We start from the raw sequence: 24,863 nt of genomic DNA, 5'->3' as shown, positions 1-24,863 counted from the left end.
AAGGTCGCAGCTTTCCAGATTTTTGACTTCTGACTCTATGCCTTTGACCTTGGACTTTTAAACCTCTTTCTGCCTGTTCATTGCACTGAGATAAAGTCTATTCTTCATTCATGACAACAACACCGGCGCTCGAAGAGCGCATCCTCGCTCACCTGAACCACCCGAAGTATCAGCCGCTGACGCGCCCCGATCTGGCGAAAGCGCTGCGGCTGCGCAGCACAGAACGCAATAAACTCCGGCAGGCGTTAATCAATCTGGAAAAGCAGGGTAAAGTGGCAAATCTGCGTAAGAACCGCTGGGCGCCGGCGCAACCGCTGCCGGCACTCACCGGTACGGTTCATATTACCGACAAAGGATTCGCCATTTTTACAGCAGACGAAAACAGACAGGAAGTGTACATCGCAAAGGATGATTTAAAAACAGCGCTCGACGGCGACCGGGTTATGGTTGAACTGTTGACACCGGCCGGAAAACGCCCGGCACGCGGCGGCCGCGTACATGAACACCAGCTTCCCGAAGGCCGCGTTGCGGAAATTATCGAACGCCGGAATACGGAGGTGGTCGGTCTGCTGCGCCGCACACCCTATTACGCGTATGTGATTCCGGACAATCTGCGGCTCGGTCAGGATATCCGCGTGAGCGGCTGGAAAAAAGGGCTCGCAGACATTCCGGCGGATCATAAAGTTGTAATTGAACTGAACGAGTGGACGGATCCGTTTAAACCGCTTTCCGGCACGGTGATTGAGGACATCGGACACCGCGACGACCCGAATACGGAAATGCAGAGCATTCTGCGCGCACACGGTTTCCGGCAGAACTTTCCGGCAGAGGTGATCGCTGAAGCGGAACGCATGCCGCACGAACTGCGTCCGGAAGAGTATACAAACCGGCGCGATATTCGCGACCGGCTGACGTTCACCATTGATCCTGCAACCGCGCGCGATTTTGACGATGCCATATCGCTCGAAAAAACTGCCGGCGGCTGGAAACTTTCGGTGCATATCGCCGACGTGGCCTATTTTGTGCAAAGAAATTCAGCGCTTGATAAAGAGGCGCTGCAGCGCGGCAACAGTATTTATCTCGTCGACCGCGTGGTGATGATGCTGCCGCCGGAATTAACCACACGCATTTGCAGTTTAAATCCGAATGTCGACCGCCTCGCGCACACCGTTGAAATTTCGCTGACGAGTTCCGGAGAAATGACCGGCGCCGATTCCTTCCACTCCATTATTCATTCTGACGCACGGTTGAACTACGATCAGGTTCAACTCTTATTCGACGGGAAGCCGGAGCATAAAATTCCGGCGGCCGTGGCCGGCGTTCTGCAGCAGCTGCGCCCGCTGGCGAGGACAATCCGCGCACGGCGGATTGAAAACGGTTCGCTCGAAATCAATACTCCGCAGATTAATTTCCGGCTTAACGCCGCCGGCAAAGTTGAGTCGATTCATAAAGGCGAAGCCAAAGAAGCGTATCAGCTGATTGAAGAGTGCATGCTGCTCGCGAATGTGGCGGTGGCGCGCAAATTAAAAGATGCCGGACGGGCGGCACTGCACCGGATTCACGAGGAGCCGGATGAAGAGCAGTGGGCGCAAATGGGCGCGGAGCTGCAGGCGCTCGGCATCGACGCGCTGCCGCAATCGCGTGCCGGTATTAATGCGGTGCTGGAAAAAATTGCCGGCACGCCGCTGGAATACACTGCCAGTCTCGCTGTGCTGCGTAATCTGAAACGCGCCGGCTACTCCGCTGAACCGACCGGACACTTCGGTCTCGCGTTTGAAGATTATGCGCACTTTACTTCGCCGATCCGGCGCTACCCCGATCTCGTGGTTCACCGCCTGTTAAGCGCACTCGAAGAAAAAACTAAAGCGCCGTACGGCACTGACGATCTCGCCGCTATCGGCGCACAATGTACGCGTACTGAAACTGCCGCCGATGCCGCTGAAAAAGAGAGCATCGATCTGCGCCGTGTTGAATATTATAATACCTTGCTTTACAGGGGCGAAACCGGTCCGTATTCCGGCAGCGTTGTCCGCATTCTTAACAAAGGCCTGATTGTTGAACTCACCGATACACTGCAGCGCGGCCTCGTGCCGTTTGCATCGCTCACTGATGACCGCTACGAAGTGAACCGCACGAAAACCAAAGCCACCGGCATGCGGCACCGGAACGTGTATACGATTGGTGATGCGCTTAAAGTGGATATTGTGCGCGTTGATATGGCGCGCCGACTGGTCGACTTTCGAATTTCCGGTGTCGAAGAACACGCGCCAGTGAGAACAGCCAAAGGTGCGCCGCGCGCCGGCCGGCGGAAAAAACAGCCGATCACCATGACGGGTCAACGCCCGCACGGAGCAAAAACCAGGACGCGCCGCAAACGGAAATAGATTTACGGTAAAGAAAGAATATCGGCGTGCGTTTTGCCGACAGCAACGGTGTGTTCGAAATGAGCGGAATATGAACCGTCTTTAGTCACCGCAGTCCATTCATCTTCGAGCAGCTGAACTTTTGGTCCGCCGATGTTGACCATCGGCTCGATGGCAAGCGTCATTCCGGCTTTGAGTTTCGGTCCGCGACCCCCTTTACCGTAGTTAGGAATTTGCGGATCTTCGTGCATGTTGCGTCCAATACCGTGGCCTATAAACTGCCGGACAACTGAAAAACCGGCGGCTTCAACCGCGCTTTGAATGGCGTATGAAATATCGCCAAGCCGGTTGCCTTCCACCGCCTGCTCAATGCCGGCACTTAATGCCAGCTGTGTAGTTTCGAGCAGTCTTTTATTTTCAGCGCTGATTGCGCCGGCAGGAACGGTGACTGCGGTGTCGCCGATAAATCCTTCGAAAGCGATTCCCACATCGATGCTGACAATATCGCCTTCGCGGATGACGCGCGGTCCCGGGATTCCGTGTACAACCTCATCATTAATGGAGACACAAATGGAACCGGGATAACCGTGATAGCCGTAAAATGCGCTGGTGCCGCCGGATTCGCGAATCAGTTGAAACGCGGCGTCACCAAGCTCTCCCGTGGTGATACCGGGACGCACCATAGCGGCAAGCGCATCGCGGACCCGGGCCGTCATCCGGTTAACGCGGCGCATTGCTTCAATTTCTGCCGGCGTTTTGAGAATGATCATTTGAATGTCCGATTAAGAAAGCTGAGAACTGTGGCGGTTACTTGTTCCGGGGTTTCGGAAGCATTGATTTTCCTGAGAAGTCCGCGCTGCCGGTAAAAGCCGACGAGCGGTGCGGTTTGTTTTTCGTAGACGTCAAGACGGTTTAAAATGGTTTCTTCGCTGTCGTCGGAACGTTGATAAAGCTCACCGTTATCGAAATCGCAGAGGCCTTCTTTTTGCGGCGGCTTATTGTCGATGTGAAACAGCGCGCCGCAGGAACGGCAGACACGCCGGCCGGTCAAGCGCCGGAGCAGAGTTTCGTGATCAAGATCGAGCTGAAAAACATGCAGCAGTGTTCCATTGTTTTCAGCAAACAGTTGTTCGAGGCCCTCGGCCTGTACAACGGTGCGCGGGAAACCGTCAAACATAAACCGCGCACTCGCCGGCCGGGCGGCAATGAGCTCCTTAATGATTTCAAGAACAATTTCATCAGGCACAAGCTCACCGCGATCAATAAACACTTTAACTTTAAGTCCAACCGGCGTTTGATTGCGGATAGCTGCGCGCAGGATTTCACCGGTGGAAACATGAAGGAAACCGGATTTTTTTTTGATGATTTCAGCCAGCGTTCCCTTTCCGGCGCCGGGACCGCCAAGCAGAATGATCGCTTTCATCTCCGCCCTACTTTCTGGATCTGAGTTTCCCTTTTTTCAGGAAGCCGTCGTAGTGGCGCATCAGCAGTTGCGATTCAATCTGACGCATGGTGTCGAGCATAACGCCGACAATAATCAGCAAGCTGGTCCCGCCAAAGAACGATGCTATCAGGAACGGAATATTAAGGCGAGTGCTGATAACTGTCGGCAGCACAGCGATAATAGTGAGGAAGAGTGCGCCGGCAAGCGTGATACGCGTCATGGTTTTATCAAGAAATTCTGCGGTGGATTTTCCGGGACGGATGCCGGGGATGTAACCGCCATGTTTTTTCATGTCGTCAGCGATCTGCACCGGATTAAACATCATTGAGACCCAGAAAAAGGAGAAAAAGAAAATCATCAGACCAAAGAGCGTCATATACAGGCCGGTTCCGCTGTTGAATGCAGCGGCCCACGATTTGAAGAAAGTGCCGGGCAGTGCATTAAAAATCATCGCCGGGAACATGAGAATCGCCTGGGCAAAAATAATGGGCATTACACCTGCATAGTTTACGCGCAGCGGCATAAAGGTGTGCTGTCCGCCGTATACTTTGCGGCCGACAACGCGCTTGGCGTACTGCACCGGAATTTTCTGCTGTGCCTGTGTAACAGCAATGACAGCGGCGATTACCACAAGAAACATGATCAGCAGTGCAGCGGCCATGAACGGCGAAAAACGGGCAACACCGTCAATCGGGCGGAAGAGTGCAATCATCGCCGATACCGCCGCCGGCATCCGGCTGACGATATTAATTGTAATGATCATGGAAACACCGTTACCGATTCCGCGCTCGGTGATCTGTTCGCCAAGCCACATCATCAGCAGTGTTCCCACCAGCAGTTCCATCGTCGTTAACAAAGCGAATCCGATCCCGGGAATCTGCACCAATGAGGGCGGGAAGCCGATCCGCCCGCTTTCAAGTCCGCGAGCGAGCATGAAGCCCTGGATGATACAAATGAATACGGTGAGATAACGGGTGTACTGCGTGATTTTTGCACGGCCGGCTTCGCCTTCGCGCATCAGTTTGCTGAGCGTTGGAATGACCTGCCCCATAATCTGCATAATGATAGAAGCACTGATGTACGGCATAATGCCGAGCGCACCGACCGCACAGTTTTCCAGCGCGCCTCCACTGAACAGATTTAACAGATCCATCAGTCCGCCGGTAGATGTCTGCTGTTCGAGCCAATTGGACATCAACCCGAAGTCAATTCCTACCAGCGGAATGTTAGAAAGGAGCCGGCAGAGAAAAATGACGCCAAACGTAAAAAGAATCCGCTGGCGCAGTTCCTGGATCTTAAAGCTGTTTACAAAAGCGGAAAGCATGGATATCCCGTCCCGAAGTTAACTCTTTTGAATTGTTTCAACACTGCCGCCCGCCGCCTCGATCTTTTCTTTGGCTGCGGCACTGAATGCGCTGGCTTTCACCGTAAGTTTTTTAGTCAGCTCACCATTACCCAGGATTTTCACACCGTCCCATACGCCCTTGACCATACCGGCCTGACGCAGCAGATCCATCGTGACTTCCGTACCGTTATCAAATGCATCCAGCGTTGCAATATTCACAGCGGCAAACTCTTTGCGGTTTATATTTTTAAATCCGCGTTTCGGGATGCGGCGGGACATCGGCATCTGACCGCCTTCAAACAGCGGTTTGTGTTTATGCCCCGAACGGGCATACTGCCCTTTATGTCCGCGGCCGGCGGTTTTGCCTTTGCCGGACGCACGACCACGGCCGACACGCATCTTGCGACGGCTTGAACCTTCGACCGGCTGTAATGAATGCAGTTCCATTTCAAAAACCTCTATGTTATTTGCCGCGTGCTGCCATTGCATCTTCGCGCGAACGCAGAGAGGCAAGTGCCGCCATCGTGGCTTTGGTTACGTTCAATTTATTGCTGCTGCCAAGCGATTTGGCAAGGACGTCGCGCACGCCGGCGAGCTCAAGCACGGCACGGCAGGAACCGCCGGCAATAACACCGGTACCTTCCGCCGCCGGGCGCAGGAGAACCTCTGCGCCGCCAAAGCTGCCAATCGTTTCATGAGGAATCGTTGTGCCCCGCATGACGATCGGTTTCATCGCGCGTTTCGCTGTTTCACCCGCTTTACGGATGGCATCCGAAACTTCATTCGCTTTGCCGAGGCCGTATCCGACACGTCCTGTACCATCGCCAACAACCACCAGTGCGCCGAAGCTGAAGCGGCGCCCGCCCTTGACCACTTTCGAGTTGCGGTTGATGTGCACCACGCGTTCTTCCAGTTCGGGTTTTTTGTTTTCTTTATCTGCCTTTTTGTCCGTCACTGCGAAACTCCTTTAATAAAGTTTAAAATTGGATTCCGGCTTCGCGGGCGCTATCGGCCAGTGCACGCAAACGGGCACCGTAAGCAAACCCGCCGCGGTCGAAAACCACACGACGGATGTTCTGCCCTTTAGCGGCTTCGGCTGCTTTGGTGCCGAGCTCTTTCGCCGCTGCGATGGTGCATGTCCCGCCGAGCGACGAAACAGAACAGAGTGTTTTCTGCGCGTCGTCGTCGATGAGCTGCACATAAATATAACGGTTGGAAACGTAAACCGCCATGCGAGGGCATTCGGCTGTTCCACGAATTTTGTTCCGCAGACGGAAATGTCTGCGCTTGCGATAATCTGCTTTGCTTTTGACCTTCATGATTAAGCCACTGCCTTACCTTCTTTACGCCGCACCTGTTCGCCTTTATAACGCACGCCCTTGCCTTTATAGGGCTCAGCGGGCGCAAATGCACGGATGCGCGCGGCGACCTGTCCGACCAGAGCTTTTTCGTGCCCTGCAATTTTGATTTCGGTAGCCCCGTTCAGCGTCACGGAGACACCTTCCGGGATTTCATAGTTGATTTCGTGTGAATAACCAAGGGAGAGAACGAGCATTCTGCCCTGCAATACCGCTTTGTAACCGACCCCCTGAATTTCCAGCTCTTTTTCATAACCGTCCTGCACCCCGACTACCATATTGCGGATGATATTGCGGATGGTTCCGTGCAGGGCGCGGGCTTCTTTACTTTCATCGTTCCGGCGGACCAGCACCTCGCCGCCGTCCACTTTAACCGTAAGCAACGCCGGAATTTCCCAGGAGCTTTCTCCTTTCAGACCTTTCACGGTGACTGTATTCCCGTTGACGGATACATCCACCCCGGATGGAATCGTCACCGGCTGTTTTCCTATTCTTGACATGGTTACAACCTCAATTTCAAAAATTACCAAATATAACAGAGTACTTCGCCGCCGACGCGCACTTTGCGCGCTTCTGTATCAGAGAGGATGCCGGAGGATGTACTCAAAATGGCCAAACCGATTCCGCCAAGAACGCGCGGAATGCTGCTGGACGTTACATAGTGCCGGCAGCTCGGGCGGCTCACGCGGCGCAAGCCCTGAATCACCGGCTTCAAATCATTGGAATATTTAAGAAACAGAACCAGCGTCGGTTTGCCCTCAACTTTCTCCGTTGTGAAATCCTTGATATAACCTTCCTGTTTCAGAATACGGGCAATCTCGCTCTTCATTCTGGAATGCGGTATCTGCACTTTGTTATGCCCCGCCATATTCGCATTGCGGATACGGGTGAGCATGTCGGAAATCGGATCGCTCAATATCATTGCTGTCCACCTTTATTCTTGTTTTCAAACGGCATACCGAGCAGGCGGAGAAGCTCATATGCTTCTTCATTGGTTTCAGCCGTTGTAACAAATGTCACATCCATGCCGTGTACTTTACGGACATGATCCGGATTAATTTCCGGAAAAATGATCTGCTCTTTCACGCCGAGCGTATAGTTGCCGTGCCCATCGAATGATTTTGCCGGAATTCCGCGAAAGTCGCGAATACGCGGAAGTGCGATATTAATCAAACGATCGAGAAATTCATACATCCGGTTTCCGCGCAGAGTCACTTTGCCGGCCAGCGAAACGCCTTCACGGAGTTTAAAATTCGAAACACTTCTCTTCGCCTTGATCGTGCTTGGACGCTGTCCGCTGAGTTTCGCTACATCATCGAGAACCGCCTGCAATGCATCGCGATCGTATTGCATACCAACGGATACATTAATTGTAATCTTTGACAGTCTCGGGATTTGCATCGGGTTTGCATAGCTGAACTTTTTCTGAAGTTCCGGCACTGCAACCTCGCGATATTTTTTCTTCATTGTCGGTATCATGGATACCCGCTCCTCAAATTAAGTTAAACTTCGTTATGCCTTCTTCAGATTCGATATGTGAAGCGGCGCTTCTTTATCAATGATCGCGCCATTCGGATTATCCTGAGTCTTCCGCATGTGCTTTTTCACAAAATTCACACCTTCAACCAGCGCGCGCTCACCGCCCGCCATCACCTGAAGGACTTTTCCGGTTTTGCCTTTGTCGTTGCCGGCAATGACTTCCACCGTATCACCTTTTTTAATACGTGCTGCTGCCATAAAAACTCCTAAAGAACTTCCGGCGCAAGCGAAACAACTTTCATGAAGTTGCCGTCACGCAATTCGCGGGCGACCGGCCCGAAGATACGGGTTCCGCGCGGATTCTTATTACCATCAATAATCACTGCTGCGTTGCTGTCGAAACGCAGCACTGTACCGTCCCTGCGGCGGATCGGCGCTTTCGTGCGGACGATCACCGCCTCAACCACATCACCTTTTTTAACGACGCCGCCGGGTTGGGCTTCTTTTACTGTGACCTTGATAATTTCACCGACCTTCGCATAACTGCGTTTGGTCTTCATTACCCGGATACACATCACGCTGCGGGCGCCCGTGTTATCCGCTACACTCAATCTGCTTTGTACCTGAATCATGGTTTCCCAGCCTCAATTATTTAGAAAGAACTTCAACCAGACGCCAGCGTTTCAGTTTGCTGACCGGACGGGTTTCCATTACACGGACCACATCACCGACTTTCGCCTCGTTCTGTTCGTCGTGTGCATGGATCTTCTTTGATACGCGCAACTCTTTACCCAGCAGCGGATGCCGCACCCGGCGCTCAATGAGTACAGCGATGGATTTATTCCCCATTGCACTGCATACGCGACCTTCCCGCACTTTACGATGACCTCTTGTCTCCATCTTTTACCCCTCGCCTTTCACAGCCTGATTTATACTTGTTCTAATGCGGGCAATCTGTCGACGAACTGTCCGGATCCGCAACGGATTTTCCAGCTGACCGGACACCTGCTGCATGCGCAGCTTGAACAGTTCTTTTTTCGCATCGCCAAGCTGCTGCTCCAGTTCAGCAGGTGACAGCTCTTTAAGTTGTTTTAGTTTTTTCATCACTTAACATATCCGTTTAAACAGTTGCATGACGCGAAACAAACCGTACGCGAATCGGTAGTTTGGTAGCGGCCAAACGCATTGCAACACGCGCCTGCGCTTCTGTGATACCGTCGAGCTCGAACAGCATACGTCCCGGTTTCACAACCGAAACCCAGCCTTCCACACCGCCCTTACCTTTACCCATACGAACCTCAAGCGGTTTTTTACTGTACGGTTTATCAGGAAAAATGCGAATCCACAGTTTACCGCGACGTTTCAGGCTGCGGTTAATTGCCACACGGCACGCCTCAATCTGGATATTAGTAATCCAGGCGCGCTCCAGTGCCTGCAGGCCGAACTCTCCAAACGCCAGCGTTGTGCCGGCGGTGGAAAGGCCCCGGCGCGAGCCCTTCTGGACTTTGCGAAATTTAACACGTTTTGGCATTAAAGGCATTGTTCAATACTCCTACGCTTCCGCCTTTTCGGCCTTCTTACAAATCCACACTTTGATCCCGATTTTTCCAGCAACAGTATCGGCTTCAGCAGTGCCGTAGTCGATATTTGCACGCAGTGTATGTAACGGGATTTTACCTTCTTTGTAGCTTTCCGTACGGGACAGCTCAGCACCGCCCAGACGGCCGGAAGCCATCACTTTAATTCCATCTGCTCCGTTTTCCATTGCCATTTGAATGGCGCGCTTCATTGCACGGCGGAATGACACACGGCGCTCAAGCTGCAGTGCAATATTTTCTGCAACCAGTTTGGCATCCAGATCGGGAGTTTTCACTTCATCGATTTCGATGTACACCTCTTTTTTCGTCATTTTACCAAGCGACTCGCGCAGCCGCTCAATGTCTTCGCCCTTGCGGCCGATCACCAGTCCCGGACGGGCAGTGCGGATCGTCACGCGGACGCGGTTGGCATAACGTTCGATAAAAATACCGGAAATCGCTGCATCCTTCAGACGCTTCCCTACAGCTTCACGAATTTTGATATCCTCCTGAAGCAGATCAGCAAACTCCTTTTTCCCGGCGAACCAGCGTGAACGCCAGTTTTTATTCACCGCGATACGGAGTCCAATTGGATTTACTTTCTGTCCCAAAACGATTCCCTTTCTTATTTACGATCCGTTAAAATTACCGTGATATGCGTTGTGCGTTTTTTAATTGCACTGGCGGAGCCGCGGGCGCGCGGACGAAACCGTTTAATCACCGGACCGCCGTCGACAACGGCATCTTTCACAAACAGCTGGTCCGCCGAAACCCCTTCATTCTTCTCCGCGTTGGCAACTGCCGACTTAAGAGTTTTGCCAATTTCAGCCGCCGCTTTACGTGCGTTAAAATCGGTGATGCGAAGGGCTTCTGCAACGGACAGTCCGCGAATCTCAGCCGCGACTTGACGGGCCTTGATCGGCGACATTCTCACATATTTAGTTGTTGCTGAAACTTCCATACTTTTCTCTCAATTTGACGCTTGCTGCAAAAACGCAAAGGCGGCAACTATACGTCATTCGATTTTCAAATCCAGAACTTCTGTAAAAAATATTTTATTTCGAAACGGTTTTGTCCGTTGCCATGCCGTGCGTGCGGAAAGCGCGGGTCGGAGCGAATTCTCCAAGACGGTGCCCTACCATGTTTTCTGTTGCAAAAACTGAAACAAACACCTTACCGTTATGCACCAGAAAAGTGTGCCCGACAAATTCCGGAGCGATCATTGAAGCTCGCGCCCAGGTTTTTACCGGTTTTTTTCTGCCGGATGCCTCCATCGCCTCAACTTTTTTGAGGAGTTTAACATCCACGTACGGACCTTTTTTAAGTGAACGAGCCATAGCTTACTTCTTTCTCCGTTCGATAATCATTTTGTTCGACGCCTGCTTTTTCTTGCGCGTACGTTTGCCCTTCGCCAGCGTACCCCACGGCGACTGCGGATGCCCGCCGCCGGATGTGCGGCCTTCACCGCCGCCCATCGGATGATCCACCGGGTTCATCGCCACGCCGCGAACCGTTGGACGAATGCCCAGCCAGCGTTTACGTCCGGCTTTGCCGCTTGCAGTACTTTCATGCTCAACGTTACCGGTCTGTCCGATCGTCGCATAACACTCTGTGCTGATTTTCCGGAGTTCACCGGACGGCATTTTCAGGTTGGCAAAACCGCCTTCACGCGACATCAGCTGAACACCGGCACCGGCAGAGCGGGCAATCTGTCCGCCGCGGCCTTTTTCCATTTCAATATTATGAACTGTCATGCCCAGCGGAATTTTTTCAAGCGGCAGTGCATTGCCAATGGCCGGCTCGACATCCGGGCCGGAAAAGAGTGTCATGCCGACTTTCAATCCAACCGGAGCGATGATATAGCGTTTTTCACCGTCCGCATAATTCAGCAGCGCAATGCGCGCCGAACGGTTTGGATCGTACTCAATAGATGCGACTTTTGCCGGAATACCAAACTTATCGCGTTTGAAATCAATCACGCGATACCGGCGTTTGTGTCCGCCGCCGCGATGACGCGTTGTAATCCTCCCGGCACTGTTACGGCCGCCGGTGCGTTTCTTGGAACGGGTCAGCGAACGCTCCGGCGTGCTCTTTGTAATTTCGTCGAACGCGGAAGTCACCATAAAACGGCGGCTTGGCGTTACAGGTCTGTATTTTTTCAAAGCCATATTAAAACTCCTTAGACCAAATCAATTTTATTGCCTTCGGCAAGAGTAACGACTGCACGCTTCCAGTGCGCAGTACGGCCGTAGTTTGGCGAACGCTCGCGTTTATTTTTTCCCAGCCGTTTCATCGTGTTCACTGAGATCACTTTCACCTTAAACAGTTCTTCGACCGCTTTTTTAATCTCCGCTTTATTGGCGGACGGCGCAACGCGGAATACATACTTGTTTTCCGTCTCAGAAAGGCGCGTGCCTTTTTCCGTCAGCAGAATTTTTTGAATTACCTGATAAACATCTTTCATTACGAATCCCTTAATTATGCCAGGCGCTGTTCAATTTTTTCCATCGCAGCCTGTGTGATTACAATCTGCGGGTAGCGGATGATCTGATAAACATTCACATTGTCTGCACAAGCCACTTCCGCATCGGGAAGATTGCGTGCCGCCAGACAAACATTCACATCAGTCTCATGCAGCACGATCAGCACTTTGCCCCTTACGTCCAAGGCGCTCAGCAGGGCAGTCATCTCCTTCGTACGCGGTGCAGCCAGCATAATTCCATTTACCACTGTAATGGCACCGGCGTCAGCCTTTTCGCTGAAAGCACGGGCAAATGCCAGACGCGCCACTTTGCGCGGTATCGACTTGCGGACTTTGCGCGGATGCGGACCAAACACTACAGCACCGCCGCGCCATACCGGAGACTGTTTATAACCGGCGCGGGCGCGACCGAGCCCTTTTTGTTTCCACGGTTTTTTGCCGGAACCGGACACGGCACCTTTCCCGAGTGTGGAAGCAGAACCCTGATGCTGGTGAGCCTGATACGTGACAACAGCCTGATGCACCGCCTGCGCACCTTTATCGGACACAGTGAAACGGTCGCTAAGGGTCACTTCGCCCAGTTTTTTCCCTTTGCTATCTTTCAATGGCAGAGTACTCATGAATCATTCCTCTCAAATTATCTCTTTTTGAGTGCTTCGCGAAGCACCAGTGTTGTCCCGTTGGCGCCGGGAACCGCTCCCTTGAGCAGAATCAGATTTTCATCTGCACGGATCTGCACTACTTTCAAATTTTGAACCGTAATGCGGGTTCCACCCATCTGTCCGGGCATTTTTTTATTTTTAAATACGCGACCCGGACGTTCTTTCATTCCAATCGAACCCGTGCTGCGGTGAAAGTGCGAACCATGGGAGGCGCGACCGCCGGCAAAGTTAAAACGCTTCACGACGCCTTGATAGCCTTTACCTTTGGTTTCGCCGAGAACATCAATAAACTTGACGTCTTCGAACACAGAAACCGTTACCGTATCGCCGGCTTTCGACTCATCAGCAGAATCCACGCGGACTTCTCTCAGTTCACGAAGCGGCTCAAGACCGGCTTTCTTGAAATGACCCAGCAGCGGTTTGCGGACGCGCTGTTCTTTCTGTTTTCCGAAGCCGAGCTGAACGGCATCATAACCGTCTTTATCGGCAGTCTTGCGTTGTACAACGCTGCACGGACCCGCTTCAATCACTGTTACAGGCACAAGCCGGCCTGTCTCATCGAAGATCTGGGTCATCCCAAGTTTTTTTCCAATTAAACTTTTCATGATGAACCTCAAATTTTAATAGTAATGTCCACGCCCGCCGGCAGATTGAGCTTCTTTAGCTCGTCTACCGTTTTGATGGTCGGATCGATGATATCCAGTAAACGCTTATGCGTGCGGACCTCGAACTGCTCCATCGATTTTTTGTTTACATGCGGGCTGCGGTTCACGGTGAACCGCTCAATGCGTGTCGGCATCGGAATCGGTCCCGCGACACGGGCACCGGTGCGTTTGGCCGTTTCGACAATATCCTTCGACGATGCGTCGAGCACGCGATGATCGAATGATTTCAAACGTATACGTATGCGTTGATTGCTCATAATTCTCTCTGTTATCTGTTTAAGATGGCCCCTTGTATCGCTTCCGGAACCATCTCAAAGTGCGACGGTTCCATGGTGTAACTGGCCCGGCCCTTCGTCAGAGAACGCAGCGCGGTTGCATAGCCGAACATTTCGGCCAGCGGCACGTCGACGTGTATAATCTGCATTCCATCGCGGGCATCGATCTCGCGGATCCGTCCGCGCCGACCGGTCAAGTCATTCATTACGTCGCCCAGATGTTCGTCGGGGCTGACGACCTCAAGTTTCATAATCGGTTCCAGCAGAACCGGGGCAGCACATGCAGCGGCGGCACGAAGCGCCATCACAGCAGCGGTACGGAACGCAACGTCAGAGGAATCCACCGGATGCGCCGTACCGTCCGTGACAGTCACTGCAATATCCACCAGCGGATAGTTGCCGAGAATGCCGGTCAACAATGCATCCCGTAACCCCTCTTGAATTGCATCATGAAAATCTGCAGGAATCACCTCTTTGGAAACCTTAATGTCCACGGCATTGCCGGCGCCGCGCTGACGCGGTTCAATCTGGACAATGAGGCGGGCGAAGTGATCGTGTCCGCCGATTTCGCGCTCGAACGTATGTTCGGCGGAAGCGGTTTTCTGAACACTTTCCCGATACGCCACCACCGGCTTACCGGCGTTCGCCTGTACTTTAAATTCGCGAAAAATCCGGTCTTTAATAACGTCGAGATGCAACTCACCCATTCCGCTGATAATTGTCTGGCCGGTATCAGTATTCGTTGAAACGCAAAAGGTCGGATCTTCCTCCGCTAAAAGATGAAGTGCTTCGGCAAGTGCATCGCGGTCGGCCTGCGTTTTCGGCTCGATCGCCATTGAGATCACCGGCTCCGGAAAGTCTATGCTCTCGAGTAGAACTGGATTGTTTTCACTGCAGAGCGTATCGCCGGTAGTGAATCCTTTTACGCCGGCGACAGCGCCGATTTCACCAGAATATAAGACATCAATATCTTCACGGCTGTTGGCGTGCAGGCGGAGCAGCCGTGTAATTTTTTCACGTTTTTTCGTGCGCGGATTATAAACGTTCTGCCGCTTTTCCAGCTTGCCGGAATAGATGCGGACAAACATGAGGCGCCCGACAAACGGATCAGTCGCCATTTTAAATGCCAGCGCACTGAACGGCTCATAATCACCGGCGATGCGCTCCTCTGTTTCACCCGTTTTCGGATGAACCCCTGCCACTGCCGGAATATCCGCCGGAGATGGCAGATAATTTACAATGCCGTCAAGCAGCGGCTGAATCCCTTTGTTTTTCAGTGATGAACCGCAAAGCACCGGTACCGCATTCCCGGCAATCGCCGCGCGACGGACAGCTGCAATCAGCAGGTCCGCCGGAACGTCCGGGTTTTCAAGATAAGCTTCGATCAGTTGTTCATCGAACTCAGAAATTTTTTCGATCAATTCAACACGCGCTTTTTCGGCGGCGCCGGCGAGCTCCGCCGGAAGTGCACTTTCTGTCATCTCGCTGCCGAAATTTTCTGTGCTGAACGTAATAGCTCGCATGTGGATTAAATCAACCACGCCTTTAAAATTTTCTTCGGCACCGATCGGCAGTTGCGTCATCACCGCCGGCACACTGAGTTTTTCGCGGATCTGGTTTATCACTGCCGGAAAATTTGCACCTTTGCGATCCATCTTATTGATAAACGCAATGCATGGCACACGATATTTTTTTGCCTGCCGCCAGACAGTTTCTGACTGCGGCTGTACGCCGCCTACACCGCAAAAGACCCCGACAGCACCATCGAGAACCCGCAAAGAACGCTCTACTTCAACTGTAAAGTCTACATGCCCCGGAGTATCGATGATATTGATCTGACAGTCTTTCCAGAAACAGGTAGTTGCTGCGGATGTGATGGTAATACCGCGCTCCTGCTCCTGCTCCATCCAGTCCATTACGGCGGTGCCTTCATGCACTTCGCCCATTTTATAGACGCGGCCGGTATAATAAAGAATGCGCTCGGTAGTGGTTGTTTTGCCGGCGTCAATATGTGCCATAATGCCAATGTTGCGAACGGCGGACAAGCTGCGGCCGCGCGCCGCATCTTCTCTCGGAGAAGGCGCAGCGCTCTTCGCATGTTTTCCATCCTGTTTCACATCCACCGTCATTTCTTTTACCGGTCATTACCATTTATAATGCGCAAACGCTTTGTTGGCCTGAGCCATCTTGTGCGTGTCGTCGCGTTTTTTAATTGCAGATCCCTGCCCGGCGTAAGCATCCATCAGCTCGATGGACAGCGCGCGGCGCATCGGCATTCCGCGGCGTGCGCCGGAATACTGAATGAGCCAGCGACAGGCCAGTGCAATTTGGCGCTTCGGACTGACTTCCAGCGGGACCTGATAGGTTGCACCGCCGACACGACGGGATTTCACCTCAAGTTTCGGCTTCACGTTGTCAACCGCTTTGTTGAACACTGCCAACGGGTCTTCGTCTTTCATCTTTTTCTGGATGTCGTCGAGAGCACCGTAAACAATTGAAGCGGCAACCGCTTTTTTGCCGCGTTCCATGATGCCATTAATCATATATGCCACGAGTTCGCTGTTATAGCGCGGATCGGGCGTCAGGATGCGTTTATCTGCTTTGCGTCTTCTTGACATAATTCAAAAATCCTTATTGACCTTCTTTCGGTTTCTTGGCGCCGTATTTGGACCGCCCCTGCTTACGGTTATTCACGCCGAGACAGTCAAGCGTGCCGCGCACGATGTGATAGCGAACTCCCGGAAGGTCTTTCACCCTGCCGCCGCGCACCAGTACCATGCTGTGTTCCTGCAGGTTGTGGCCTTCGCCAGGGATGTATGCATTAACTTCACGACCGTTAGTTAAACGGACACGCGCAACTTTACGTAGAGCGGAGTTCGGTTTTTTCGGTGTCATGGTTTTTACAAGCAGACACACACCGCGGCGCTGCGGACAGTTTAGCAGCGCAGGCGATTTCTTCTTTTTCTGAAGCGGACTGCGCGGTTTTCTAATCAATTGGTTTATTGTAGGCATAAGCTCCTTCCATCCCAAAAAAACGAGCCGGAAACTATAGGTTTCCTCTGCCCGTCCCGCAAGCAATAAGATTTAACTTTGTGCGGTTTTTTCCTCCTGCATATCCAGTGGATTCACGCCTATGGCATCTTCCACACTAATCTCTTCACCAAGCTTAACCGGACGGATATTTTTATACAGCGGGAATCCGCTTCCGGCCGGAATCAAATGACCCATAATTACATTTTCTTTGAATCCGCGCAACTGGTCAATGCGGCCCAGTGTCGCGGCCTGCGTCAGCACCCTGGTGGTGTCCTGGAATGATGCTGCAGAAATAAAGCTTTCAGTTGCCAGCGCCGCTTTAGTGATACCCAGCAGAACCGGTGAAGCAGCCGCCGGACGGCGCCCCTCTTCCATCGCGCGCTGATTAATCTCCTGGAACTTCTGTTTTTCAACCTGTTCGCCCCAGAGAAATTCTGTTTCACCCGGGTCAGTGATTTTCACTTTACGCAACATTTGGCGCACAATCACTTCAATGTGCTTGTCGTTAATTTCCACGCCCTGCAGACGGTATACCGCCTGCACTTCGTTCACCAGATACTCCTGAAGCTCCTGCGGACCGCAGACTTCGAGCAGTTCCTGTGGAACGACCGGGCCTTCTGTCAACTGCTGACCCTTCAGAACCATATCACCGGAATAAACAATCACATGTTTATTCATTGGAATCAGATGTTCTTCTTCTGTTCCAGTAGCAAGGTCGCGCACAATCAGTGAACGCTTACCGCGGCCGGCAATATCACCAAGCTCCACTGCTCCGTCAATTTTGGCAATTTCAGCGGCCTCTTTCGGGCGGCGCGCCTCAAAGAGCTCGGCCACGCGCGGCAGACCACCGGTAATATCCTTGGTACGCGCCTGTTTGCGCGGCGTTTTCGCCAGTGTCGTGCCGGCAGTGATTTTCTCGCCTTTCTTTACCATTACGTAAGCAGCGGCGGGAATTGAACAGAATGCAAGCGCTTTACCGGATTGATCTTTGATCACAATCTGCGGATGCAAATCTTCTTTGTGCTCCAGCACAACCAGACCTTCGATACCGGTCGATTCATCCTCTGCTTTCTGAACGGTCACACCTTCGATAAAGTCCTGGAAATCAACGAATCCGTCCTGTTCGGAAAGAATCGGCACGCTGTACGGGTCCCAGCTGACAAACGTCTGCCCGCGTTTTACACGTCCGCCATCGTCAACTGTAATAACGGCTCCGATTATGGCATTATACCGTTCAAGCTCACCGCCGTTATCGTCATAGGTCACGACGTTGCCGTTTTTGTTGAGAATCACATGACCGTTTGCAACCTTTACGGTCCGGAGATTTTCATAACGGACAATGCTGTCTTCCTTGGCCGTGATTTTCGGCTGCTTGAAAACTGAGCTCGCCGTGCCGCCAATGTGAAATGTACGCATTGTCAGCTGTGTGCCCGGCTCACCAATAGACTGCGCAGCGATGATGCCGACCGGCTCACCGAGGCGCGATTCTTTTCCGGTGGCGAGATTGCGGCCATAGCATTTTGAACAGGTGCCGCGGCGCGATTCACAGGTGAGTACGCTGCGGATACGAACGCTGTCGACACCGGCATCATCCAGCTTTTTCGCCGAATACTCATCAATAATTTCATTCGCCGCAACAATCACCTCTTCCGGACTTTGCGGGTTATAAATATCATCACAGGAAGTGCGGCCGATTACACGCTGTGCGAGCGAAACGAGTTCGTCATCACCATCAGCAATCGCACAGACTTCGATACCGTTCAGTGTGTGACAGTCCTCTTCCATGATAATAATATCATGCGCAACATCCACTAGCTTACGCGTCAGATAACCTGAGTCCGCCGTTTTCAAGGCCGTATCGGCAAGACCTTTGCGGGCACCGTGAGTTGAAATAAAGTATTCGAGTACGCTCAAGCCTTCACGGAAATTTGCGAGAATCGGGCGTTCAATAATTTCGCCGGACGGCTTTGCCATCAGGCCGCGCATACCGGCGAGCTGACGAATCTGCTGACGGCTTCCGCGCGCACCGGAATCGACCATGATATACACCGGATTCAGGTCGCGTCCCGGAGCGTCATCATACGGATCAGCGTTGCTTTCCAGGTCGTTGAACAACCGTGACGTCAGTTTTTCATTCGCATCCGTCCAGATATCAATCACCATGTTATAACGCTCACCGTCAGTGATCAGACCTTTTTTATATTTGTCTTCAACTTCTCTGATCGATTTGCGCGCACCGGCAATCAGCTCCTGTTTCTCAGCCGGAACAATCATGTCGGAAAGACCGATTGAAATCCCGGCACCGGTGGCATGTGCAAAACCAAGATTTTTCAGTTTATCAAGCAGCTTCACTGTCTCCTGATGCCCGGCAACGGCATAGCAGTGTTCAATCAGTCTCCCCAGCAGCTTTTTGCTGATGCGGTCATTGACAAATCCGATGCCGGACGGCCAGATCTCGTTAAAGAAAACACGGCCGACAGTTGTAATGATCACCGGCTGTTTCTGATCGCCAAATTTTGTTTCACGTTGATAATCAGGATTACGGTAACGAATACGGTCATGCAGTTTCACGACCCCCTCATCAAACGCGGTGTGAACCTCATTAAGATCCGCCATCAGCGGCAGATGCTCTTTCGACTCGCCCTTTTTGGCACCGGCGCTGCGGGTTTCGAGCAGATATTTCTGTGAAAAACTCGTCAGAAAGTAACAGCCGAGCGCAATATCCTGGGTCGGGGTCGTAATCGGTTTTCCGCTTGACGGCGAAAAAATATTATTCGGCGCCAGCATCAGCGCTTTTGACTCCATCTGCGCCTCAACGGACAGCGGAACGTGAACCGCCATCTGGTCACCATCGAAGTCTGCGTTATAGGCAGTACACACAAGCGGATGGACCTGAATTGCTTCACCTTCAATGAGCACCGGCTCGAACGATTGAATACTCAAACGGTGCAGCGTCGGCGCACGGTTAAGCATCACTGTATGGCCTTTGGTCACTTCGTCAAGAATATCCCAAACAATATCCTCTTCGCGCTCGATCATTTTTTTCGCACTGCGCACAGTGTGAACAATTCCGCGTTCTTTCAGTTTGCGAATGATAAACGGCTCAAACAGTACAAGTGCCATCTTCTTCGGCAGGCCGCACTGATTTAACTTCAGTTTTGGACCGACCACAATTACTGACCGGCCGGAGTAGTCAACACGCTTACCAAGCAGGTTTTGACGGAAACGTCCCTGTTTGCCTTTCAGCATATCACTGAGCGATTTTAGCGGGCGGTTGCCCGGTCCGCTCACCGCACGTCCGTGACGGCCGTTATCAAATAGCGCATCAACCGACTGCTGCAGCATGCGTTTTTCGTTGCGGATAATCACTTCCGGCGTTTTCAGCGCCAGCAGTGTTTTCAACCGGTTATTGCGATTGATTACGCGACGGTACAGGTCGTTCAAGTCGGACGTCGCAAAACGCCCGCCTTCGAGCGGCACCAGTGGCCGCAAGTCCGGCGGAATCACCGGCAGCGTTTCAAAAATCATCCATTCCGGGCGCGAATTACTGCGGATCAGCCCCTCGATAACCTTCATTTGGCTGACCAGTTTTTTGCGCGTCTGTTTGCTGCGGGTTACAGCCAGCGCATCTTCAAGGTCACGCAGTTTAACCGGCAGATCTATCCGGCGCAGCAGTTCGCGGATACCTTCCGCACCGATACGTGCATCAAAAGAGCCCTCACCGTAATTATCCAGCGCTTCACGGTATTCCATTTCCGTTAGCAGCTGTTTTTCTTTCAGCGGCGTTTCGCCCGGGTCAACGACAACATAATCGTCGTAGTAAATAATATGTTCAAGGCTGCGAAGCGTCATATCGAGCAGCAGTCCCATACGGCTCGGCGTGGCTTTGAAGAACCAGATGTGCGAAACCGGCACGGCCAGTTCGATATGCGCCATACGCTCACGGCGGACACGCGACAGCGTGACTTCAACGCCGCAACGGTCGCAGATCACGCCCTTATACTTGATCCGTTTGTATTTTCCGCAACTGCATTCCCAATCTTTGGTCGGACCGAAAATGCGTTCGCAGAACAGCCCGCCCTTTTCCGGTTTAAATGTGCGGTAATTAATCGTTTCAGGGTTTTTAACCTCCCCGAAACTCCAGGAACGGATGTCCTCGGGAGAAGCCAGACGGATGCTGGCCACATCGTTGATCGCATCGGGTTCGTTGCCGAAAATATCTACTGCGTTATCCACTCGCTGTTCTCCTGTCAAAAATTAAAGGTGCGTAAAGGACGTCTCATTGGCTTTCTTCACTTCAAAATTCAAACCGAGCCCCTGCAGCTCCTTGATCAGAACATTGAACGATTCCGGGCGTCCGGCATCGAGTACGTTCTGCCCTTTTACGATCGATTCGTAAATCCGGGTGCGTCCGGCGAGGTCGTCGCTCTTTACCGTCAGAATTTCCTGCAGCGCATAGGCTGCGCCATATGCTTCGAGCGCCCATACTTCCATTTCACCGAAGCGTTGACCGCCGTACTGCGCCTTGCCGCCGAGCGGCTGCTGCGTAACAAGCGAATACGGTCCGACCGCGCGCGCGTGAATTTTTTCAGAAACGAGATGATGCAGCTTGAGCATGTAAATCGTTCCCACCACTACGCGCTGCTCAAACGGCTCGCCGGTGCGTCCGTCGAACAGAATCGTCTTCCCGTCGCGGGAAAGGCCGGCATCCTGCATCATGGCACGGATTTCTTTTTCCGGAATACCGTCGAAAATCGGCGTCGCGGCATACATGCCGAGATGCTTACACGCCCAGCCGAGATGCGTTTCAAGAACCTGACCGACGTTCATACGCGACGGCACACCGAGCGGGTTCAGTACAATGTCCACCGGCGTTCCGTCCGGCAGGAACGGCATGTCCTCTTCCGCCAGAATGCGGGAAATTACCCCCTTATTCCCGTGGCGTCCGGCCATCTTATCGCCCACCGACAGTTTCTTTTTGCAGGCGATAAACACCTTAACGGATTTTACAATGCCCTCATCGACTTCTTCGCCGCTGTCGGCTTTATCCATCGAACGCTGTTTGTCCGCATCGGCCTCCTCAAACTTACTGCGGAATGTATCGATAATTCCCATGATCTTAATGCGGATCGGGCTTGGATCGATTTCAATAAACTCATAGTTGTTTGCGAGCTTGCGCAGCAGCGTTTTCGTGATTTTGCGGTTCGCCGGAATAATGATGTCGCCGGTTTCCGTATTCACTACATCGAGCGGAATTTTTTCCCCGAGCAGAATGTTACTCAGTGCTTCCGTCAAATCTTCTGTCAGCTCATTAATTGAACTGCTGTGGCGCTCTTCAATTTCCTTCTGACGTTTCTTCACGTCGGCGGCTGATTCCTCTTTTGCAGAGAGTTCATCTTTATTCTTCGCAGAAACCTTAACGTCCATCACGATGCCGTACGTTCCAGACGGAGCGCGCAATGATGTATCGCGGACATCAGCAGCCTTTTCGCCAAAAATTGCGCGCAGCAGACGCTCTTCCGGCGCCAGTTCCGTTTCAACTTTCGGTGTGATTTTTCCGACGAGAATATCACCGGGATTGACTTCGGCACCGACCTGGATAATTCCTTCGTGTGTCAGGTTTTTCAGCGCTTCTTCGCCGACGTTCGGGATGTCGCGCGTAATTTCTTCCGGACCCAGTTTTGTGTCGCGGGCCCCGCATTCAAACTCTTCGATATGAATCGAGGTGTAAACATCCTCTTTAACGATTTTCTGGCTGATCAGAATCGCATCTTCAAAGTTGTAACCCTGCCACGGCATAAATGCGACCGTCACATTACGTCCCAGCGCAAGCTCTCCATGATCGGTTGAGGGTCCGTCTGCCAGCACCTGACCTTTTTTTATCTTTTCGCCGTGTTTTACAATCGGGCGCTGGTTCAAACAGGTGCCGGCATTTGAACGCATAAATTTGCGCAATTTGTATTCCTGGTACTCATCTTTCGGCGTTTTCTTCACCGGCATTGCACCGTCTTTTGAAACGATGATTTTATCAGCGGAAACATACGCGACCTTTCCGGCTTCTTCTGCAATTACCAGTACGCGCGAGTCGCGTGCAATGCGGCCTTCAATTCCGGTCGCTACAAACGGACGTTCCGGCACCATCAGCGGCACCGCCTGGCGCTGCATGTTCGAGCCCATGAGGGCGCGGTTGGCGTCGTCGTGCTCGAGAAACGGAATCAAACCGGCGGCCACCGATACAACCTGTTTCGGCGAAACGTCCATATATTGAACATCTGCCGGCGCCATCTCTTTAAAATCACCGCGCACACGGACCATCACGCGATCGTTTCTGAACGTATTGTCCTCTTTCAACGGTGCGTTTGCCTGCGCGATCACATAATTTTCCTCTTCATCCGCTGTCAGCGATTCCACTGTATTTGAAACTTTGCCGTTTACCACTTTGCGGTACGGCGTCACAATGAAGCCGTATTCATTGACGCGGGCAAATGTACTTAAGGAAGAGATTAGACCAATGTTCGGACCTTCCGGCGTTTCAATCGGACAGATACGTCCGTAATGCGAACTGTGAACGTCACGGACCTCAAAACCGGCGCGGTCGCGATTTAACCCCCCGGGGCCGAGCGCCGAAAGACGGCGTTTGTGCGTCAGTTCAGACAGCGGATTCGTCTGGTCCATAAACTGGCTGAGCTGTGAACGACCGAAAAAATCTTTAATTACTGCGGAGAGCGCTTTCGGATTAATCAGTTTCTGCGCCGTCAGACGGTCAACGGTCGTATCAAAAATCGTCATCCGCTCTTTGATCAAACGCTGAATACGCGCCAGGCCGACGCGGCATTGCCCTTCAAGCAGTTCTCCGACCGTACGGATGCGGCGGCTGCCCAGATGGTCGATGTCGTCCAGCATACCCTGCCCCATGCGAATGTTGATCAGGTAGCGGATGGCTTCAACCACATCTTCTTTGTCGAGCGTCAGCGAGGTCGCTGTTGTTCTCAGCTTCTGCTGAATTTTATAACGCCCGACGCGACTGAGGCTGAAGCGCGCTTCATCAAAGAACAGACGTTTTAGCATCTGACGTGCAGAGGCTGTTGTCGGCGGATCACCGGGACGCAGTTTTTGATAAAGGTCTTTTAACGCATCATCGACCGAACGTGTCGTATCTTTCTGGAGCGTTTTCATGAACAGGCCTTCGTCCCAGGAAACATTGACGACATCAACGGTTTTATAACCGGCGTGTTTCAGGCGCTGAATCATGTCGAACGTCAGTGCATCATAACGGCGGCCGATTACCGACTGCGAATCAGCATCAACGGTATCGTCTTTCAGCACAAAGGTTGAAAGTTCAGATTCATCATCAACTTTCTTGCTCAGCGAAAACTGTTCGACCGTGTAATAGAGGTTGATGATTTCCTCATCCGTGCCGTATCCGAGCGCGCGCAGGAATGTGGAAGCAAGAAATTTTCTGCGCCGGCGTTTGCGGTCGAGGTAGACATAAAGCAGATCGGAGGTGTCAAACTGGGTTTCAATCCATGAACCATGGTCCGGAATAATGCGGAATGAATAAAGTAAAGATCCGTTTGCATGGGTAGCCTGCTCAAAACAGATTCCCGGCGAACGGTGCAGCTGGCTGACAATTACACGCTCGGCGCCGTTAATTACAAAACTGCCGCGATCTGTCATCAGCGGAATTTCGCCCATAAACAGCGTATCTTCTCGCACGTCTTCGCCTTCACGCAGACGATACGTCACATACAGCGGCGCAGAAAATGTCTCGCCCTCTTTAAGCGACTCAATATATGAAAGATTCGGCTCTTTGATTTCGTAGCTGGCGAAATCAAGCGCAATCTGTCCATCATAACTTTCCACCGGAAACGCTTCACTCAGAACCGCCTGCAAACCGATTTTTTTCCGGCGCGACGGAGCGACTCCAGTCTGCAGAAAATCCGCATAGGAGTTAGTCTGAAGTTCAATCAGATCCGGTATTTCAATAACGTCAGTCAGTTTTCCAAAATTTTTTCTATCGGCCATTCCATCACCTTCAGGCTCTTTAATTGGACTTCTCCCGCCGGCCGGCGCCTCACCTTGGCGACACGATGCCGGCGAAAATAAACACACCATCCTGATAACAGCGAAGCCCCGGAGACATTAAAACGCCTGCCGGGCTCCCGCTGAGTGTCGATCTA

Annotated in this window: 28 protein-coding genes; 1 reads left to right on the top strand and 27 read right to left on the bottom strand. The window is 52.3% G+C overall.

From position 1 onward, the window contains the following. The first annotated feature begins 110 nt into the window (after positions 1–110). Positions 111–2,384: a ribonuclease R gene (rnr, locus tag WC959_06565; GenBank protein MFA5688790.1), complete on the top strand. Its 2,274-nt coding sequence runs from the start codon at positions 111–113 to the stop codon at positions 2,382–2,384. A 2-nt stretch (positions 2,385–2,386) separates the two neighbouring features. Here the strand turns inward: rnr and map are convergent, their stop codons facing one another. The 27 genes from map to rpoB form a co-directional block, all read right to left on the bottom strand. Beyond that, positions 2,387–3,133: a type I methionyl aminopeptidase gene (map, locus tag WC959_06560; GenBank protein ID MFA5688789.1), complete on the bottom strand. Its 747-nt coding sequence runs from the start codon at positions 3,131–3,133 to the stop codon at positions 2,387–2,389. Then, positions 3,130–3,786: an adenylate kinase gene (locus WC959_06555; protein MFA5688788.1), complete on the bottom strand. Its 657-nt coding sequence runs from the start codon at positions 3,784–3,786 to the stop codon at positions 3,130–3,132. The genes map and WC959_06555 overlap by 4 nt, the downstream gene beginning before the upstream one ends. A 7-nt stretch (positions 3,787–3,793) precedes the next feature. Then, entirely contained in the window at positions 3,794–5,131 is a 1,338-nt protein-coding gene (secY, locus tag WC959_06550) for a preprotein translocase subunit SecY (GenBank protein MFA5688787.1), read from the bottom strand. Between the two features lie 18 nt (positions 5,132–5,149). Next, entirely contained in the window at positions 5,150–5,599 is a 450-nt protein-coding gene (rplO, locus tag WC959_06545; protein MFA5688786.1) for a 50S ribosomal protein L15, read from the bottom strand. A 16-nt stretch (positions 5,600–5,615) separates the two neighbouring features. Then, the gene (gene rpsE / locus WC959_06540; protein ID MFA5688785.1) at positions 5,616–6,107 is read right to left on the bottom strand and encodes a 30S ribosomal protein S5; all 492 of its coding nucleotides are present in this window, start codon (positions 6,105–6,107) and stop codon (positions 5,616–5,618) included. Positions 6,108–6,129: 22 nt separating this feature from the next. Then, positions 6,130–6,471: a 50S ribosomal protein L18 gene (rplR, locus tag WC959_06535; protein MFA5688784.1), complete on the bottom strand. Its 342-nt coding sequence runs from the start codon at positions 6,469–6,471 to the stop codon at positions 6,130–6,132. Positions 6,472–6,473: 2 nt separating this feature from the next. Next, positions 6,474–7,010 (bottom strand): 50S ribosomal protein L6, encoded by a 537-nt coding sequence (gene rplF / locus WC959_06530; protein ID MFA5688783.1) that lies wholly within the window; start codon positions 7,008–7,010, stop codon positions 6,474–6,476. A gap of 23 nt (positions 7,011–7,033) precedes the next feature. Then, a complete protein-coding gene (rpsH, locus tag WC959_06525; GenBank protein MFA5688782.1) occupies positions 7,034–7,432 on the bottom strand; it encodes a 30S ribosomal protein S8 in 399 nt (132 codons plus the stop codon). Then, positions 7,429–7,977 (bottom strand): 50S ribosomal protein L5, encoded by a 549-nt coding sequence (rplE, locus tag WC959_06520; protein MFA5688781.1) that lies wholly within the window; start codon positions 7,975–7,977, stop codon positions 7,429–7,431. Before rplE ends, rpsH begins: the two co-directional genes overlap by 4 nt. Positions 7,978–8,022: 45 nt before the next feature. After that, positions 8,023–8,247, bottom strand: a complete 225-nt coding sequence (gene rplX, locus WC959_06515; protein ID MFA5688780.1) for a 50S ribosomal protein L24 — start codon at positions 8,245–8,247, stop codon at positions 8,023–8,025. Positions 8,248–8,255: 8 nt separating this feature from the next. Further along, positions 8,256–8,621, bottom strand: coding sequence for a 50S ribosomal protein L14 (gene rplN, locus WC959_06510; protein ID MFA5688779.1), 366 nt, complete (start codon positions 8,619–8,621; stop codon positions 8,256–8,258). 16 nt (positions 8,622–8,637) lie between these two features. Then, positions 8,638–8,889: a 30S ribosomal protein S17 gene (rpsQ, locus tag WC959_06505; GenBank protein ID MFA5688778.1), complete on the bottom strand. Its 252-nt coding sequence runs from the start codon at positions 8,887–8,889 to the stop codon at positions 8,638–8,640. A gap of 3 nt (positions 8,890–8,892) precedes the next feature. After that, entirely contained in the window at positions 8,893–9,093 is a 201-nt protein-coding gene (gene rpmC, locus WC959_06500; GenBank protein ID MFA5688777.1) for a 50S ribosomal protein L29, read from the bottom strand. Positions 9,094–9,109: 16 nt separating this feature from the next. After that, positions 9,110–9,529: a 50S ribosomal protein L16 gene (rplP, locus tag WC959_06495; GenBank protein MFA5688776.1), complete on the bottom strand. Its 420-nt coding sequence runs from the start codon at positions 9,527–9,529 to the stop codon at positions 9,110–9,112. A 12-nt stretch (positions 9,530–9,541) separates the two neighbouring features. Beyond that, the gene (gene rpsC / locus WC959_06490) at positions 9,542–10,177 is read right to left on the bottom strand and encodes a 30S ribosomal protein S3 (protein ID MFA5688775.1); all 636 of its coding nucleotides are present in this window, start codon (positions 10,175–10,177) and stop codon (positions 9,542–9,544) included. Positions 10,178–10,191: 14 nt separating this feature from the next. After that, positions 10,192–10,527: a 50S ribosomal protein L22 gene (gene rplV / locus WC959_06485; GenBank protein ID MFA5688774.1), complete on the bottom strand. Its 336-nt coding sequence runs from the start codon at positions 10,525–10,527 to the stop codon at positions 10,192–10,194. Positions 10,528–10,621: 94 nt separating this feature from the next. Beyond that, complete coding sequence (gene rpsS / locus WC959_06480) at positions 10,622–10,903, bottom strand: 30S ribosomal protein S19 (GenBank protein MFA5688773.1); 282 nt, start codon at positions 10,901–10,903, stop codon at positions 10,622–10,624. Positions 10,904–10,906: 3 nt separating this feature from the next. Beyond that, positions 10,907–11,734: a 50S ribosomal protein L2 gene (rplB, locus tag WC959_06475; protein MFA5688772.1), complete on the bottom strand. Its 828-nt coding sequence runs from the start codon at positions 11,732–11,734 to the stop codon at positions 10,907–10,909. Between the two features lie 11 nt (positions 11,735–11,745). Further along, positions 11,746–12,030, bottom strand: coding sequence for a 50S ribosomal protein L23 (rplW, locus tag WC959_06470; protein MFA5688771.1), 285 nt, complete (start codon positions 12,028–12,030; stop codon positions 11,746–11,748). Between the two features lie 14 nt (positions 12,031–12,044). Further along, the gene (gene rplD / locus WC959_06465) at positions 12,045–12,668 is read right to left on the bottom strand and encodes a 50S ribosomal protein L4 (protein ID MFA5688770.1); all 624 of its coding nucleotides are present in this window, start codon (positions 12,666–12,668) and stop codon (positions 12,045–12,047) included. Between the two features lie 17 nt (positions 12,669–12,685). Continuing rightward, positions 12,686–13,315 carry a 50S ribosomal protein L3 gene (rplC, locus tag WC959_06460; GenBank protein ID MFA5688769.1) on the bottom strand — a complete coding sequence of 210 codons (630 nt, stop codon included), beginning with the start codon at positions 13,313–13,315 and terminating at the stop codon, positions 12,686–12,688. 8 nt (positions 13,316–13,323) lie between these two features. Continuing rightward, positions 13,324–13,632 carry a 30S ribosomal protein S10 gene (gene rpsJ, locus WC959_06455; GenBank protein ID MFA5688768.1) on the bottom strand — a complete coding sequence of 103 codons (309 nt, stop codon included), beginning with the start codon at positions 13,630–13,632 and terminating at the stop codon, positions 13,324–13,326. An 11-nt stretch (positions 13,633–13,643) separates the two neighbouring features. Next, the gene (gene fusA / locus WC959_06450) at positions 13,644–15,779 is read right to left on the bottom strand and encodes an elongation factor G (GenBank protein MFA5688767.1); all 2,136 of its coding nucleotides are present in this window, start codon (positions 15,777–15,779) and stop codon (positions 13,644–13,646) included. A gap of 15 nt (positions 15,780–15,794) precedes the next feature. Continuing rightward, positions 15,795–16,268, bottom strand: coding sequence for a 30S ribosomal protein S7 (gene rpsG, locus WC959_06445; protein ID MFA5688766.1), 474 nt, complete (start codon positions 16,266–16,268; stop codon positions 15,795–15,797). Between the two features lie 13 nt (positions 16,269–16,281). Further along, positions 16,282–16,662, bottom strand: a complete 381-nt coding sequence (rpsL, locus tag WC959_06440) for a 30S ribosomal protein S12 (GenBank protein ID MFA5688765.1) — start codon at positions 16,660–16,662, stop codon at positions 16,282–16,284. Positions 16,663–16,734: 72 nt separating this feature from the next. Next, the gene (rpoC, locus tag WC959_06435) at positions 16,735–20,919 is read right to left on the bottom strand and encodes a DNA-directed RNA polymerase subunit beta' (GenBank protein ID MFA5688764.1); all 4,185 of its coding nucleotides are present in this window, start codon (positions 20,917–20,919) and stop codon (positions 16,735–16,737) included. Positions 20,920–20,940: 21 nt separating this feature from the next. Further along, the gene (gene rpoB, locus WC959_06430; protein ID MFA5688763.1) at positions 20,941–24,708 is read right to left on the bottom strand and encodes a DNA-directed RNA polymerase subunit beta; all 3,768 of its coding nucleotides are present in this window, start codon (positions 24,706–24,708) and stop codon (positions 20,941–20,943) included. Between the last annotated feature and the right edge of the window lie 155 nt (positions 24,709–24,863).

It is taken from the genome of Kiritimatiellales bacterium (assembly GCA_041656295.1).
Lineage (GTDB): Bacteria > Verrucomicrobiota > Kiritimatiellia > Kiritimatiellales > Tichowtungiaceae > Tichowtungia.
The sequence above is the reverse complement of the archived record's forward strand: the minus strand, read 5'-3'. Positions and strand labels throughout refer to the sequence as shown.

Excerpts from the sequence above, each read along its gene's own strand:
- map (MFA5688789.1), bottom strand. The coding sequence starts at position 3,133 with ATGATCATTCTCAAAACGCCGGCAGAAATTGAAGCAATGCGCCGCGTT.
- rpsG (MFA5688766.1), bottom strand. The coding sequence starts at position 16,268 with ATGTCAAGAAGACGCAAAGCAGATAAACGCATCCTGACGCCCGATCCG.
- WC959_06555 (MFA5688788.1), bottom strand. The coding sequence starts at position 3,786 with ATGAAAGCGATCATTCTGCTTGGCGGTCCCGGCGCCGGAAAGGGAACG.
- rplO (MFA5688786.1), bottom strand. The coding sequence starts at position 5,599 with ATGGAACTGCATTCATTACAGCCGGTCGAAGGTTCAAGCCGTCGCAAG.
- rplV (MFA5688774.1), bottom strand. The coding sequence starts at position 10,527 with ATGGAAGTTTCAGCAACAACTAAATATGTGAGAATGTCGCCGATCAAG.
- rpmC (MFA5688777.1), bottom strand. The coding sequence starts at position 9,093 with ATGAAAAAACTAAAACAACTTAAAGAGCTGTCACCTGCTGAACTGGAG.
- rplN (MFA5688779.1), bottom strand. The coding sequence starts at position 8,621 with ATGATTCAGGTACAAAGCAGATTGAGTGTAGCGGATAACACGGGCGCC.
- rpsL (MFA5688765.1), bottom strand. The coding sequence starts at position 16,662 with ATGCCTACAATAAACCAATTGATTAGAAAACCGCGCAGTCCGCTTCAG.
- rpsH (MFA5688782.1), bottom strand. The coding sequence starts at position 7,432 with ATGATATTGAGCGATCCGATTTCCGACATGCTCACCCGTATCCGCAAT.
- rpsQ (MFA5688778.1), bottom strand. The coding sequence starts at position 8,889 with ATGGAGACAAGAGGTCATCGTAAAGTGCGGGAAGGTCGCGTATGCAGT.
- rplC (MFA5688769.1), bottom strand. The coding sequence starts at position 13,315 with ATGAAAAGTTTAATTGGAAAAAAACTTGGGATGACCCAGATCTTCGAT.
- rplX (MFA5688780.1), bottom strand. The coding sequence starts at position 8,247 with ATGGCAGCAGCACGTATTAAAAAAGGTGATACGGTGGAAGTCATTGCC.
- secY (MFA5688787.1), bottom strand. The coding sequence starts at position 5,131 with ATGCTTTCCGCTTTTGTAAACAGCTTTAAGATCCAGGAACTGCGCCAG.
- rpsJ (MFA5688768.1), bottom strand. The coding sequence starts at position 13,632 with ATGAGCAATCAACGCATACGTATACGTTTGAAATCATTCGATCATCGC.
- rplP (MFA5688776.1), bottom strand. The coding sequence starts at position 9,529 with ATGCCTTTAATGCCAAAACGTGTTAAATTTCGCAAAGTCCAGAAGGGC.
- fusA (MFA5688767.1), bottom strand. The coding sequence starts at position 15,779 with ATGACGGTGGATGTGAAACAGGATGGAAAACATGCGAAGAGCGCTGCG.
- rplW (MFA5688771.1), bottom strand. The coding sequence starts at position 12,030 with ATGAAAGATGTTTATCAGGTAATTCAAAAAATTCTGCTGACGGAAAAA.
- rnr (MFA5688790.1), top strand. The coding sequence starts at position 111 with ATGACAACAACACCGGCGCTCGAAGAGCGCATCCTCGCTCACCTGAAC.
- rplR (MFA5688784.1), bottom strand. The coding sequence starts at position 6,471 with ATGAAGGTCAAAAGCAAAGCAGATTATCGCAAGCGCAGACATTTCCGT.
- rplF (MFA5688783.1), bottom strand. The coding sequence starts at position 7,010 with ATGTCAAGAATAGGAAAACAGCCGGTGACGATTCCATCCGGGGTGGAT.
- rpsS (MFA5688773.1), bottom strand. The coding sequence starts at position 10,903 with ATGGCTCGTTCACTTAAAAAAGGTCCGTACGTGGATGTTAAACTCCTC.
- rplD (MFA5688770.1), bottom strand. The coding sequence starts at position 12,668 with ATGAGTACTCTGCCATTGAAAGATAGCAAAGGGAAAAAACTGGGCGAA.
- rplE (MFA5688781.1), bottom strand. The coding sequence starts at position 7,977 with ATGAAGAAAAAATATCGCGAGGTTGCAGTGCCGGAACTTCAGAAAAAG.
- rplB (MFA5688772.1), bottom strand. The coding sequence starts at position 11,734 with ATGGCTTTGAAAAAATACAGACCTGTAACGCCAAGCCGCCGTTTTATG.
- rpoB (MFA5688763.1), bottom strand. The coding sequence starts at position 24,708 with ATGGCCGATAGAAAAAATTTTGGAAAACTGACTGACGTTATTGAAATA.